11 protein-coding genes and 1 pseudogene are annotated in these 12,908 nt (G+C 70.2%); 6 read left to right on the forward strand and 6 right to left on the reverse strand.

What is annotated here, in order from left to right:
- Positions 1–72: 72 nt before the first annotated feature.
- Complete coding sequence (locus tag OG444_RS12235; protein WP_327262194.1) at positions 73–3,060, reverse strand: bifunctional [glutamine synthetase] adenylyltransferase/[glutamine synthetase]-adenylyl-L-tyrosine phosphorylase; 2,988 nt, start codon at positions 3,058–3,060, stop codon at positions 73–75.
- A 562-nt stretch (positions 3,061–3,622) separates the two neighbouring features.
- Here OG444_RS12235 and OG444_RS12240 point away from each other — a divergent pair.
- The gene (locus OG444_RS12240; protein ID WP_327262195.1) at positions 3,623–5,683 is read left to right on the forward strand and encodes a PIG-L family deacetylase; all 2,061 of its coding nucleotides are present in this window, start codon (positions 3,623–3,625) and stop codon (positions 5,681–5,683) included.
- A 21-nt stretch (positions 5,684–5,704) separates the two neighbouring features.
- On the opposite strand, the gene OG444_RS12245 is transcribed toward OG444_RS12240, so the two are convergent.
- Entirely contained in the window at positions 5,705–6,097 is a 393-nt protein-coding gene (locus OG444_RS12245) for a hypothetical protein (RefSeq protein WP_327262196.1), read from the reverse strand.
- Positions 6,098–6,101: 4 nt separating this feature from the next.
- Positions 6,102–7,031: a MerR family transcriptional regulator gene (locus OG444_RS12250; RefSeq protein ID WP_327262197.1), complete on the reverse strand. Its 930-nt coding sequence runs from the start codon at positions 7,029–7,031 to the stop codon at positions 6,102–6,104.
- A gap of 145 nt (positions 7,032–7,176) precedes the next feature.
- Between OG444_RS12250 and OG444_RS12255 the strand changes: the two genes are divergently transcribed.
- Positions 7,177–7,389 (forward strand): hypothetical protein, encoded by a 213-nt coding sequence (locus OG444_RS12255; RefSeq protein ID WP_327262198.1) that lies wholly within the window; start codon positions 7,177–7,179, stop codon positions 7,387–7,389.
- A 141-nt stretch (positions 7,390–7,530) separates the two neighbouring features.
- On the opposite strand, the pseudogene OG444_RS40750 reads toward OG444_RS12255, so the two are convergent.
- Positions 7,531–7,617 (reverse strand): annotated as a pseudogene (locus tag OG444_RS40750) (glutamine synthetase); the annotation flags it as partial.
- Between the two features lie 346 nt (positions 7,618–7,963).
- On the opposite strand from OG444_RS40750, the gene OG444_RS12260 reads away from it, so the two are divergent.
- The gene (locus OG444_RS12260; protein WP_327262199.1) at positions 7,964–8,611 is read left to right on the forward strand and encodes a hypothetical protein; all 648 of its coding nucleotides are present in this window, start codon (positions 7,964–7,966) and stop codon (positions 8,609–8,611) included.
- A gap of 36 nt (positions 8,612–8,647) precedes the next feature.
- Here the strand turns inward: OG444_RS12260 and OG444_RS12265 are convergent, their stop codons facing one another.
- The gene (locus OG444_RS12265) at positions 8,648–8,977 is read right to left on the reverse strand and encodes a hypothetical protein (protein WP_327262200.1); all 330 of its coding nucleotides are present in this window, start codon (positions 8,975–8,977) and stop codon (positions 8,648–8,650) included.
- Positions 8,978–9,266: 289 nt separating this feature from the next.
- Here OG444_RS12265 and OG444_RS12270 point away from each other — a divergent pair, with 289 nt between their 5' ends.
- The 3 genes from OG444_RS12270 to OG444_RS12280 all read left to right on the forward strand — a co-directional run bounded on the left by OG444_RS12270 (position 9,267) and on the right by OG444_RS12280 (position 11,315).
- Complete coding sequence (locus OG444_RS12270) at positions 9,267–9,524, forward strand: hypothetical protein (protein ID WP_327262201.1); 258 nt, start codon at positions 9,267–9,269, stop codon at positions 9,522–9,524.
- Positions 9,525–9,674: 150 nt separating this feature from the next.
- On the forward strand, positions 9,675–10,733 hold the full coding sequence (locus OG444_RS12275; protein WP_327262202.1) for a pentapeptide repeat-containing protein: 1,059 nt from the start codon (positions 9,675–9,677) through the stop codon (positions 10,731–10,733).
- Between the two features lie 246 nt (positions 10,734–10,979).
- Entirely contained in the window at positions 10,980–11,315 is a 336-nt protein-coding gene (locus tag OG444_RS12280) for an integrase (protein ID WP_327262203.1), read from the forward strand.
- A 74-nt stretch (positions 11,316–11,389) separates the two neighbouring features.
- Here OG444_RS12280 and OG444_RS12285 read toward each other — a convergent pair whose 3' ends face one another.
- Entirely contained in the window at positions 11,390–12,751 is a 1,362-nt protein-coding gene (locus tag OG444_RS12285; RefSeq protein WP_030012459.1) for a glutamine synthetase family protein, read from the reverse strand.
- Between the last annotated feature and the right edge of the window lie 157 nt (positions 12,752–12,908).

Consider the following 12,908-nt stretch of genomic DNA (forward strand, 5'->3'; position numbering starts at 1 on the left):
CGCCCCGTCCGTTCCGGTCACAGCCTGAACAGCACTCCGCGCCCCCGGGGCGCCGTCCGACGGTGCGCCCGGCTACGCGCCGTAGAAGAGTTCGTCCACCACCGCCCGGGCACGGCGGGTGATGCGGCGATAGTCGTCGAGCATCTCCCCGGCCGTGCCTTCGGCGTATCCGAGGTAGCGGCCCACCGCCCCGAGTTCGCGGGCCTCGGTCGGGAAGGTGTCCCCGGCGCGGCCGCGCACCAGCATCACGGCGTTGCGGACCCGGGTCGCCAGGACCCAGGCCTCGTCGAGGATCTGCGCCTCCTCGGTCGGGATGAGCCCGGCCGCGTGCGCGGCCGCGAGGGCCTCGCGGGTACGGGTGGTGCGCAGGCCCGGTTCGGCCCAGGCGTGCCGCATCTGGATCAGCTGGACGGTCCACTCGACGTCGCTGAGGCCGCCGCGGCCGAGCTTGGTGTGCAGGGTCGGGTCGGCCCCGCGGGGCAGCCGCTCCGACTCCATGCGGGCCTTGAGCCGGCGGATCTCCCGTACGGCGTCCTCGCCGAGCCCCTCCATCGGGTAGCGCAGCGGATCGATCAGCTCGATGAACCGCGCTCCGAGGTCGGCGTCGCCCGCCACCGGTTCGGCGCGCAGCAGCGCCTGGCTCTCCCAGGTCAGGGACCAGCGCCGGTAGTAGGCGGCGTAGGAGGAGAGCGTGCGCACCAGCGGGCCGGAGCGGCCTTCGGGGCGCAGATCGGCGTCGATGAGCAGCGGCGGGTCGGTGGTGGGCAGCTGGAGCAGCCTGCGCATTTCGGCGACGACGTTCTGGGCGGCCTTGGCGGCCTCCTGTTCGTCGACGCCCTCGCGGGGTTCGTGGACGAACAGGACGTCGGCGTCGGAGCCGTAGCCGAGTTCGTGGCCGCCGAAGCGGCCGACGCCGATGACGGCGAAGCGGGTGGGCAGCGTGTCGCCGTAGTGGCTCTGGACGGCGGCGCGCAGGGCCCCGGCGACGGTGGCGGCGGTGAGGTCGGAGACGGCACCGCCGACCCGGTCCACGAGGGCTCCGTGGTCCTCCTCGGCCGGGTTGTCCTCCGTACCGTACGAGCCGATGATGTCGGCCGCGGTGGTGCGGAACAGCTCCCGGCGGCGCACTCCGCGGGCGACGGCGACGGCGGCCTCGGGGTTCTCGGCGCGGCCGACGGCGGCCAGGACCTCCTGCTGGAGGGCCTCGTGCGTACGGGGCTGCAGGCCTTCGGGGTCGCCGAGCAGGGCCACGGCCTCGGGGGCGCGCATCAGCAGGTCGGGGGCGAGGCGTCCGGCGGACAGAACGCGGGCGAGGTTCTCGGCGGCGGCGCCCTCGTCGCGCAGCAGGCGCAGGTACCAGGGGGTCTTGCCGAGGGCGTCGGAGACCTTGCGGAAGTTCAGCAGGCCGGCGTCCGGGTCGGCGGAGTCGGCGAACCAGCCGAGCATGACGGGGAGCAGGGTGCGCTGGATGGCGGCCTTGCGGGTGACGCCGGAGGCGAGGGCTTCGAGGTGGCGCAGGGCGGAGGCCGGGTCGGCATAGCCGAGGGCTTCGAGGCGCTGGCCGGCGGCGCGCGGGGAGAGCCGGGTCTCGCCGGGGGTGAGCTGGGCGACGGCGTCGAGCAGCGGCCGGTAGAAAAGCTTCTCGTGCAGGCGGCGGACCACGGAGGCGTGCCGGCGCCAGGCCTTGTTGAGCTCGGCGACGGGTTCGGTGCGCAGGCCCATGGAGCGGCCGAGGCGCCGCAGGTCGTTCTCGTCCTCGGGGACGAGGTGGGTGCGGCGCAGCCGGTAGAGCTGGATGCGGTGCTCCATGGCGCGCAGGAAGCGGTACGCGTCGTGCAGTTGGGCGGCGTCGGCGCGGCCGACGTAGCCGCCGGCGGCGAGGGCGTGGAGGGCGTCGAGGGTGGTGCCGGAGTGCAGGGTGGCGTCGCTGCGGCCGTGCACGAGCTGGAGGAGCTGGACGGCGAACTCGACGTCGCGCAGACCGCCGGGGCCGAGCTTGAGCTCGCGGTCGACATGGGCGGCGGGAATGTTGTCGACGACGCGGCGGCGCATCTTCTGGACGTCGGCGACGAAGTTCTCGCGTTCGGCGGCCTGCCAGACCAACGGGCTTATGGCGGCGATGTACTCGGCGCCCAGGGCCTCGTCGCCGGCCACGGCGCGGGCCTTGAGGAGGGCCTGGAACTCCCAGGTCTTGGCCCACCGCTGGTAGTAGGCCAGGTGGGAGGAGAGGGTGCGGACGAGGGGCCCGTTGCGGCCCTCGGGGCGGAGGTTGGCGTCGACGGGCCAGATGGTGCCCTCGACGGTGGTCTCCGAGCAGATCCGCATGAGGTGGGAGGCCAGGCGGGTGGCGGCCTGGAGGGCCTTGGCCTCGTCGGCGCCGGGGGCCGAGTCCCCGACGAAGATGACGTCGACGTCGGAGACGTAGTTCAGCTCGTTGCCGCCGCACTTGCCCATCGCGATGACGGAGAGCCGGCACAGGGCGGCATCCTCGGGGGCGGCGGCGCAGGCGATCCGCAGGGCCGCGCGGAGGGTGGCGGTGGCGAGGTCGGCGAGCTCGGCGGCGGTCTGGGCGACGTCGATGGTGCCGCAGACGTCGCGGGCGGCGATGGAGATCAGGCAGCGGCGGTAGGCGACGCGCAGGGCGACGGGGTCGTGCGCGTCCGCGAGCCCGCGTTCGAACTCGGGAAGTCCGGGGTGCAGGTCGGCGGCCTCGTAGGTGATGAGGCTGAGCCAGTCGCGGGGGTGGCGGGCGAGGTGGTCGCCGAGGGCCTCGGAGGCGCCCAGCACGCCGAGGAGGCGGTCGCGCAGCGGCTTGGCGCTGACGAGGGTGTCGAGGAGCCCGGGCAGCTCGCCGTCCGGCTGCGCCTCGGCGAGCCGGACGAGCCCGAGGAGGGCGAGGTCGGGGTCGGCGGTCGCGCCGAGGGCGTCGAGGAGCACCGGGTCGGTGCGTACGGCCGCCAGTGCGTCGGTGTCGAGCAGCCGGGCGGCGGCCGAGGGGTCGGTGAAACCGCTGCGGAGCAGCCGGATGAAGGTGCTGCTCCTGCGTCCCGGGACCGTCATCCCGCCGCCTCCCGCGGTCGTCGCTGCCACTGCCCTGCTGGTACTGCCCTGCTGTCACGGCCCTGCTGCGGCGGTGCTGCTGCCCTGCCGCTGCCCTGCCGCTGCCCTGCCGCTGCCCTGCCGCTGCCCTGCCGCTGCCCTGCCGCTGCCGGAACAGTGACGGTCACTCCTTGTCACCGTTCCGGGGTGCTCTGGTCCTGAGCCTAGGCCCTGGGACCTGTCGACGGAGTTCCGCCCCGGCCGCGGCGCAGCCCGGGGCGTGTCCGGACCAGGCGTTCGGCTCGGGCACACACCGTGCCAGGGGTGATCGGATGCTCCGGACAACCGGGCTCGGAGGCCGGGGTCGGGGCGGTCCGGCCCGCGCCGGGGTCGGGGCGGGCGGGGTCGGGGCGGGCGGGGTCGGGGCGGCCGCTTCTCCCCGTGGACGGCCGGGCAGGGTCCACATCCCGTTCTCGGAAAAGGGGAGTCACCGGCGGGTCCGGAGAACCAACTCCCCTGATTTCGCCTCTCTCTGACTGCTCAGCGCTTTCTCCCGCCGGATCGAACCCGAGGGCGTGACCCGATGCCCGTGACCCGTCGCCGTTTCGCGGCCCTGCTCACCGTGCTGACAGCCGGCGCCACCGGCGTGCTCTCCGTGGCCGTCGGCCAGCAGACCTCCGCCGAAGCCAACCAGGAGACGAACCCGGCCGCCGCCCTCGCCGCGAGCGTCACCGCCGGGTCGGTCGTCCAGGTCGTCGCCCACCCCGACGACGACCTGTTCTTCATGAACCCGGACCTCAGCCGTTCCCTGCTGTCCGGCACCCAGGTCACCACCGCGTACCTCACCTCCGGCGAGTCCGACGGCCGCAACGAGGCCCGCGGCGCCGCCGCCACGGACCCCGAACAGCCCGCCGACCGCACCCACTACGCGGAGGCCCGGCAGAACGGCATCCGCTCCGCGTACGCGCAGATGGCCACCGGGGACCGCACGAGCGCGTGGAAGCGTACGGTCATCCCCACCGCCGGCGGCGGCCGGGCCGAGCTCGACGTCCTCATAGCGAAGCCGCAGGTCAACCTGGTGTGGCTGATGCTGCGGGAGGCCCGCAGCACCGGTGGCGACACCCCCGAGAGCCTGCGCGGCCTGTGGAACGGCCGGATACCCTCGCTGGATGCCCAGCTGACCTCCGGGACACCGGTCAAGCAGCCGTTCACGTACACGAAGGACCAGCTCGTCCTGGCGATAGCCGGGGTCCTGGAGCGCTACCGGCCGACGACGATACGGATGCAGGACCCGACGCCGAACCGGTACGGCGAGAACGGCCGTTACACCGACCACCAGGACCACATGTACGGCGCCCGCTTCGTGCAGGCCGCCACCGCCGCCTACGCCGAACGGGTCCGGAACCGCCCGCACTTCTCCGTCCAGAGCTACCTCGGATACCACAACGGCGCCCTCCCGCACGCGCTGGACCCGCAGACGGCCGAGACCAAGACCGGCTTCCTGAAGACCTACGCCTGGCAGGACCGCCAGGACCACTGCGGCAGCCCGTCGGGCTGCGGCGACCGCAAGGTCGCGGGCAGTCCGACCGGGCGCAACTGGGCCCAGTCGCTGCGCTACACCCGCGCCGAGACCACCTCCTGGCTGACGGAGGGAACGCCCGGCCGCCTGTGGGCCTTCGCCGCGCTGGACGGGCAGACCGCGTACTGGACGCGCAGCCCGGGCGGCACCTGGGCGGGCCCGGTCCTCCTCCCCGGCGCGGGCATCGATCCGGGCGCCAGCGCCGTCCGCCTCCCCGGGGGCCGCATCGGCGTCCTGGCCACCCGCACCGCCTTCGGCTCCACGCCCTCGGAGTACCGGCGCGAGGTCGTGTACGCGGTCCAGTCCGTGCCCGACGGCCCGTTCGGCCCGTGGCAGTCGCTCGGCACCCCGGAGCGGACCGACGACGAGGGCACCTCGGCGATCAGCGCCCCCGCGGCGGCCGTGGACGCGGGAGGCCGCCTCACCGTCTACCTGCGTGACGCGCGCCGCACCCTGCGCGCGACCACCCAGCAGCCGGACGGCCGCTTCTCCCCGTGGGAACGCCTCGGCGGCGAGGACCTGCAGAGCGACCCGGTGACGGCGATCGACGCGGCCGGGCGGCGCCACGTGTACGCGACCACCACCACGTCCGTCCTGGCCTGGACCCAGCGCACCCCGGACACCTCGCTGGCCGGCCCCGCACCGACGGGCCTGCCGGCCACCACGGTCCCCCTCTCGGCCTCCCCGGACGGCACCGGGGTCCGGCTGTTCTTCCGTCGCCCGGACTCGGGGGTCGTCCGCACCGCCCTGGTCACGGCGGGCCCAGCGAGCCGTCCCCGGGTCTCCAGCGTCACGGAGGCGGGCGGCCGGGCCGGCTACGGCGCGGTCGGCGCGGCGGGCCGCCTCGTGGTGGGCCGCGCGGAGACCGGCACGATCAGCACCACGGGCCTCGGCGGCCCGCCGGCCTGGGCGGAATCCCGCATGCTCTTCACCGGAGCCCCCTCGGCCGTCCTCGAAGCCTCCGGCACCGCCACGACGGCGGTCCTGGGCCTGGACGCCGAACTCCACACCACAACCACCCCCACCACCCCGGCCCGCCCCACCTGGCACCGCGCGGTCCGCTGACGCGCGCGTGACGCGCGCGCGTCAGTAGGCCGACCAGGGAACGCGGCAGGTGTGCGGACCCGTCCCCTCCGGGCACAGGGTCCTGATCACCGTCTTGCGGATCGCCCGCCAGGTACGCAGCGAGCACGCCAACCGGACGTGCAGCTCCAGCGGTTGCCGTGTGCCGCTGCTCTCTCCGGGGTGTTCCACCGCCCACTGCTCCGCCAGGAAGTCGTACGCGTCGGCGATCGACAGCTCGCTCCCGGGAAGGGTCCGTACAACACTCTCGCCGACGACCCGGGCGCGGCGGACGCCCCGGGAGCCGCGGGAGCCCTGGGAGCCGCCGGAGCCGACGGCGTCCTCGACGAGCCCCCTGACCCAATCCAGCCCCTGCTCGTCCGCGTACAGACCGAACTTCAGGTCTCTCGTCCTCATCGCGTCAGCCCTTCGCCAGAACGGTGGTGAACCAGGAGTGCACGGGGGCGAGCGTCGGCGACGCGGGCCATCCGTTGACCGCGGCCAGAAGCTGCCAGTAGCGCCTGGTGTGCGGGTCGGCGGTGGTCCGCAGCCGGGCGAGGAGCCAGCGTCGCAGACCGCCTTCGTCGGCGCGCTCGAACGCGTGGGCGTACAGACCGCCCAGTGAGCCGGTGACGTCCGCACCCTCGGCCGGGGCCGGCAGAAGCCCGGCCGCCACGGCTTCACCGATCCGTGCGCGCATCTCCCGGCCGAGCTCGTCGTGCAGCGCGCCGACGCCCTCCGGGGCGGGCTCCTGCGCCTGCTCCTCGGCCGTACGGCGGATCGCGGCACGGAAGTCCTCGTCCTGGCAGAGTCCGGCCAGTTCGGCCCAGGCCTCGACCTGTTCGGGCGTGGGGTCGTCGGGGAGCTCGGGCATGACGGATCGCATCAGGGTCACGAACTCGGGATTGGAGTGCGGACCTGGGAAGGCGGCGTCGATGAATCCGCGGACCAGTCGGTGCTGTTCGGCCCGGGAGAGCGTGGCAAGTCGGTGCATGAGGTCCATCTCCATGGTGGTGGGGCCGCCTCCGGCGACCGCGCGGAGCACTGCCCGGCGCAGGCGGAGCGTCCGGATCTGTACGTCCAGGGCGTCGGCGTGCGCTGCCGCGACCTCCGCCACGGATGCCTCCTGGTCCAGCACCGTGCGGACGGTCGCGAGATCGAGCCCGAGATCGCGCAGCGTGCGGACGAGGCCGAGGCGGGCGAGTGCGTCAGCCCCGTAGAGCCGGTATCCCGCCGGGCTCCGCCCGGCGGGCGGGACGATGCCCTGGTCCGAATAGAACCGGATGGTCTTCACGGTCAGACCGGTCCGCCGGGACAACTCCCCGATGGAATAGAGCGCGTCGCTGTCCATGCCCACAGCTTGGGGTCTCCCCCGGGGGGAGACTCAAGCCGGTCCGCCGGACAGCGTGTGAGCAGCCGCCCGAAGGTCATCGCCCTAGGGGGGAATCGGTCCGTTCGGCGGCGAGGCCGTGCTCACCACCGCTTCAATGTCCATCATGGAACTCCGAGAGAAGTGCCCATGGGCGGCGGACAACCACCGGGCCGGTACTGCCTCCGCGCGGGGCGAGTGCACCTGGGCGGCCCCCTGCTCCCACCCCGCGGTGTGGAGCGTGCTGGTCAGCAGCGCCGGCGGCGACAGCTGGTGGGCCGCCTGCACGGATCACGCCGACTCCTCCCCGGTCCTGTCGCCCGAAGCCACCGACCGATAGCCGCACGGCTCCGGAGCGGCCGCGCGTGGTCTCACGAACCTGCACCAGACGGCCCGGGGCCGGTGAGACGACTGCGGGCCGGTGGTCATCGACCACCGGCCCGGAGTGTTGTGCGTGGCCCGCAAGGGCGCTGACCTGGCCTTACAGCACCGGGAGGTTCTTGCGGAGTTCGAAGGCGGTGACCTCCGAGCGGTACTCCTCCCACTCCTGCTTCTTGTTGCGCAGGAAGTCATGTCCGCCTCACCCCTCCAGGCGGATCCTCTACAGACCCCATCCCAACCAGCATCTGAGGGGCCGTCGTCGGTCGTTGCCGGTGACCTCTGGCCACCCTCCGACGGCCCAGAGACGGCCCAGGTGTGTCCCGACCGCAGCTTCCGACGGCTTCAGCAACGACTCCGGAGGCCCCGCGCGTCTCACGAGTTTCAGCAGTTCAGAGCCTTGTAGACGTCGATGCGCCCATGTTGGGTCCGCGAATCGGCCGCAGACCGCCGATCTGAGGTAGGACGTACGGGATAGGGCTCGGCTCGTCCTGCGACCCCGGCCCTAACTACACGGCAGGTACTAGCCTGTCCCGATGGGACTCGACATCACCGTGCTCATGGTCGACTGGGAGCATCTGGCGCGGATACCGGCGGACGACAGGGTGAGCGTACTGGGCGATGCCGCCTGCCCTGACTTCTGCTGCGAGGCGTGCGAAGACGCCGACTACGCCGTGACGGGCGGCTGGGTGTGGCAGCGGCAGGTGTCCTGGTGCGCCGAGTACCGGTTTCACGGAACCACCGGTTCCTACGGCTGGCACCCCCGATTGGGCAATGCCTGGGAGGACATCCGGACCTCGGTGGCGCCCGAACTGCGGGACGCCCTGGACCACTTCCTGTGCGGCCTGTTCTGGGACAACCCGGACGACCTCACGGGAACAGACCCCACGACCGCCGCGGGGAGGGAACGGCCCACCGCGCACGGCTTCCCCGACGACCCCGCTCCGTGGCGCCCCCGGGTGCTCCTGCTCAGCGCTCCCGAGGAGGTGTCGGAGCTGGTCCGCTCCTGGCACGTGGCCGCGCCTCGGCTGGAGGAACTGCGCGGGCCCTTCGAAGCCGAGGCCGCCGGGTGGGCGGGCCGGCCCGCTGGCTTCGACGCTGCCGCAGCGCTGTTGCGTGAATGGGGCGACGTGGCCACGGAGGCCGGCGCCCGGCGATGGGGCCTGGTAGGTCTCCCCTTCTAGGCCCGATGCCGTGTCGTCAGCGTTTGGTGTCCGGCGTCAAGGGGTCCGGGTGGTCAGGACGTCGATGGTGGCCTTGTAACTGGTCCTGTCGACGGCGCCTTTGGCGTTGTACTTCGAGATGGCGCGTTTGGCAGCGCATGGCCGGGTGCGCACGCGCCTGGCGGGCATAAGGGAGGCCAGGGCCCGGCGGCCTATGGTGCCGGCGAGGTCGACGGTCGTGTAGCCGAAGATGGCCGCGGCCTGGACGAGCAGGTCGCGGGCGATGTTCAGCGCGCTGGAGAAACTGGCCCGGTCGAGGTCGGTGTCCGACCGAGTACCGGTGGCATCGGCCATGGCCAGTCGCAGGGCCTGGTAGGTCACCAGCAAGGCGAAGGCTTCCTGGGCAACGCCGGCCGGGTCGGGGCACGAAGGACCCGGCCGCCCAGAATGGTGGACGGACACGGTTCTAACAGGATCCCCATCTCTCCTTCAGTCTGCTTGACGCACCGACCCCGGCCCTAACTACACGACATGGGGCCTAGAACGCGAGGGGACCCTCTGTGCCAGAATCCGGGGCGAGGGACCAGCTGGGACTGGTTTTGCCTCACAGCTGAAAAGGCGTACGCCGGGTTGCAGCCTGTCTTTCACTAAATCTCCGCCGCACGTCAGGGGGGCCATGCCCCGTTACCAGTTCTCGTTGTATGAGATCAAGATCCGTCGACTTCGCGACAAGGAATTTCTGCCGGTTTCTCAATTTGGGTTGCCCCGAAAGGACCTGATCGAGGCGTACAGTCAATTCCTGGACGAGAACCTCAAGGGGGCGGGGAAGAAAATCGGCAAAGGCGAGCGATACCTGCGCCTAAAAGAGGCTGATGTCGACTTCCGGACGCTGTGGTTCACTGTCGAGGCGGGGAGAGGGCCCGTGCAGCGGTGAATGAGGCCGCGCCATACGCATGCCGATTGATCGCTGTAGCAATGCGAGGGCCCAACGGTCGGCTGGCAGCAATACCGCTTCAGCCTCGCAACGTTCACAGATGGGTGCCTCAGGTGGCGGCAAGGGCCAAGACGAACAACACTGACACCCGTGACAGCTCCACGCTTCGGAAAGCGCCAGGCAACAGGGTCAAGCGGCCGGCATGCGCCGAGGCTGTCGAATGTCTGGATCGCAGGCACACTAGCCGTCATTGTTGCTGTAGCAGTCGGCTGCGGGATCTACTGGATCGTCGAGCATCTTGAGGAAGGCGAGGCTAAGACAGGGGAATCCATCAGGAGCACTCTCGCAATGCTCACCCTGATCGCTGCCATCTTTGCCGGAGTATACGCCTACCGTAAGCAACGAATTGCCGAAAGTGAAGCTGACCGCGCCGACGACAAACAGCTCCTTGAGCGCTACACTTCCGCAGCCGAACAGCTAGGTCACACCATGGCCGCCGTACGCCTCGCTGGCGTTTACGCCATGGCGCAGCTCGCGGATGAGTGGCTCGAGCAACGGCAGGTTTGCATCGACGTCCTATGTGCGTACATGCGTATGCCTTTCGAGCGCGACGAAGCATCCGACAACCATAAGCCGGGCGAAAGGGAAGTACGCCAAACAATCATCCGGGTCATCCACAGCCACCTCCAAGACCCACAATCTCCAACGTCCTGGTCAGAGTCTGATTTCGACTTCACCTCTGCCAGGTTCGAAGGCGCCGACTTCTCCGACTGCCACTTTCATGGCAAAGCGTCCTTTAAGCTCGTAATCTTCGACATGTGGTTCAACTTCACAAATTCAGTTTTTAAAGGCACAACATCTTTCGCCGCCGCACGTTTTTACGCCGGCGGGACAACAATTTTCAATGGCGCACAGTTCAGCGGCGGCGACGTATACTTTAACGCACTATTCGGCGGCGCCAAGGTCTCCTTCGAAGGAGCTAACTTCAGCAGCGTAATGATGAATTTCAAAGCCTTGATCACTGATGGTGAGGTCTCGTTTAACGGTGCGACGTTCAGCGGCAGCGAGGTTGACTTCGCTGCCGCTTTTGAAGGCGGCACAGTCTCCTTCGACGGCGCACAATGCGACGGAGGAACAGTCTCCTTTGATGGGGCCGAATACGGTGGAACTCGCATTATTTGGGGTGAATTCTCTCCCTCAATGAGTTGAGCGGGAATGACGTCAACCAAGCTGGCCGTGGACGCAGTCAGCCACGAGACCCGTGGCTCCACGTAGCCCATCAAGTGAAGGTGGTCAACGGCCACCTTGGGTTCTCGCCTCCCAAGGGTGGGAAGGAGCGAGATGTTCCGCTCTCCAACCGCATCGCGCATGTCCTCAAGCAGCACTGCCCTGGCCCCGACCGGACGGGCCTCCCGTCACCAACGACCGCTGTTCTCGCTCTCTGGCGGTGGAACGGTGCGGCGGACCGACGACTTCAACACACGCGTGTGGAAGCCCGCCCTCGTCGAGGCAGGGGTGATCGAGGAGCCGAAACCCGGGCAGCGGCACGAGGCCGCACGGGAGCACGAAGTGCATGCCCTGAGGCACTTCTACGCCTCAGTGCTGCTGGACGCCGGGGAGAACATCAAGGCGCTCAGTACGCACCTTGGGCACGCCGTCCCGGGCTGCACCCTCCGCACGTACACGCACCTCATGCCGAGCAGTCAGGGACGGACCCGGAAGGCCGTGGACGGGATGTACGAGGCCTCAGCTTCTGCGTCGGACGGCCCACAGACGGCCCAGGGGGATTGAGACGGCTCCGGGCCGGCAGTCAACGACCGTCGGCCCGGGATTCCGTGCATCCCCAAAGGGGCTTTGAGCTGCGGTTACAGCACCGGGAGGTTCTTGCGGAGTTCGAAGGCCGTGACCTCCGAGCGGTACTCCTCCCACTCCTGCTTCTTGTTGCGCAGGAAGAAGTCGAAGACGTGCTCGCCGAGGGTTTCGGCGACCAGTTCGCTGCGTTCCATCAGGGCGATGGCCTCGCCGAGGTTCTGCGGGAGGGGTTCGATGCCCATCGCGCGGCGTTCGGCGTCGGAGAGGGCCCAGACGTCGTCATCGGCGCCCGCCGGGAGTTCGTAGCCCTCCTCGATGCCCTTGAGGCCGGCCGCGAGGAGGACGGCGTAGGTGAGGTACGGGTTCGCGCCCGAGTCGATCGAGCGGACCTCGACGCGCGAGGAGCCCGTCTTGCCCGGCTTGTACATCGGGACGCGGATCAGGGCCGAGCGGTTGTTGTGGCCCCAGCAGATGTACGAGGGGGCTTCGCCGCCCGCGCCCGCGCTGCGGGAGGAGCCGCCCCAGATGCGCTTGTAGGAGTTGACCCACTGGTTGGTGACCGCCGCCGTCTCGGCGGCGTGGCGCAGCAGGCCCGCGATGAAGGAACGGCCGACCTTGGAGAGCTGGTACTCGGCGCCCGACTCGTAGAAGGCGTTGCGGTCTCCCTCGAAGAGGGAGAGGTGGGTGTGCATGCCCGAGCCGGGGTACTCCGAGAACGGCTTCGGCATGAAGGTGGCCTGCACGCCCTGCTCCAGCGCGACCTGCTTCATCACCAGGCGGAACGTCATGATGTTGTCGGCCGTGGAGAGCGCGTCGGCGTAGCGGAGGTCGATCTCCTGCTGGCCGGGGGCGCCCTCGTGGTGGCTGAACTCCACCGAGATGCCCATCGATTCGAGCATGGTGATCGCCTGGCGGCGGAAGTCCATGCCCACGTTCTGCGGAGTGTGGTCGAAGTAGCCGGAGTTGTCGGCCGGGACCGGGCGGGTGCCGTCCAGCGGCTTGTCCTTCAGCAGGAAGAACTCGATCTCCGGGTGGGTGTAGAAGGTGAAGCCCAGGTCGGAGGTCTTGGCCAGGATGCGCTTGAGGACGTACCGCGGGTCCGCGAAGGACGGCGAGCCGTCCGGCATCAGGATGTCGCAGAACATCCGGGCGGTCCCGGGGGCCTCCGCGCGCCACGGCAGTATCTGGAACGTGCTCGGGTCCGGCTTGGCGATCATGTCGGACTCGTAGACCCTCGCGAAGCCCTCGATCGCGGAGCCGTCGAAGCCGATGCCCTCGTCGAAGGCCTGCTCCAGCTCCGCGGGCGCGACCGCGACGGACTTCAGGAAGCCCAGTACGTCGGTGAACCACAGGCGCACGAAGCGGATGTCGCGCTCCTCAAGCGTCCGGAGGACGAATTCCTGCTGCTTGTCCATGCCTTCATCCTCGCAGTTCAGACGGCCTGTGCACCACCGCCTCGACGGTCGGGGCACAGTCGGGCGGACCCAGTATCGCCAGCGGTGGTTTCCGCCACATTACGCACCCCGGAAAGCCGGCGGCACCCCCGCACTGACCTGGGAGCCGTCATGAGCA

The sequence above is a fragment of the Streptomyces sp. NBC_01232 genome (assembly GCF_035989885.1).
Lineage (GTDB): Bacteria > Actinomycetota > Actinomycetes > Streptomycetales > Streptomycetaceae > Streptomyces.

What these genes read in the sequence shown, in the direction of transcription:
- OG444_RS12255 (WP_327262198.1), top strand. Translation starts at nt 7,177, where the DNA reads ATGGAACTCCGAGAGAAGTGCCCATGGGCGGCGGACAACCACCGGGCC.
- OG444_RS12270 (WP_327262201.1), top strand. Translation starts at nt 9,267, where the DNA reads ATGCCCCGTTACCAGTTCTCGTTGTATGAGATCAAGATCCGTCGACTT.
- OG444_RS12235 (WP_327262194.1), bottom strand. Translation starts at nt 3,060, where the DNA reads ATGACGGTCCCGGGACGCAGGAGCAGCACCTTCATCCGGCTGCTCCGC.
- OG444_RS12250 (WP_327262197.1), bottom strand. Translation starts at nt 7,031, where the DNA reads ATGGACAGCGACGCGCTCTATTCCATCGGGGAGTTGTCCCGGCGGACC.
- OG444_RS12245 (WP_327262196.1), bottom strand. Translation starts at nt 6,097, where the DNA reads ATGAGGACGAGAGACCTGAAGTTCGGTCTGTACGCGGACGAGCAGGGG.
- OG444_RS12240 (WP_327262195.1), top strand. Translation starts at nt 3,623, where the DNA reads ATGCCCGTGACCCGTCGCCGTTTCGCGGCCCTGCTCACCGTGCTGACA.
- OG444_RS12285 (WP_030012459.1), bottom strand. Translation starts at nt 12,751, where the DNA reads ATGGACAAGCAGCAGGAATTCGTCCTCCGGACGCTTGAGGAGCGCGAC.
- OG444_RS12260 (WP_327262199.1), top strand. Translation starts at nt 7,964, where the DNA reads ATGGGACTCGACATCACCGTGCTCATGGTCGACTGGGAGCATCTGGCG.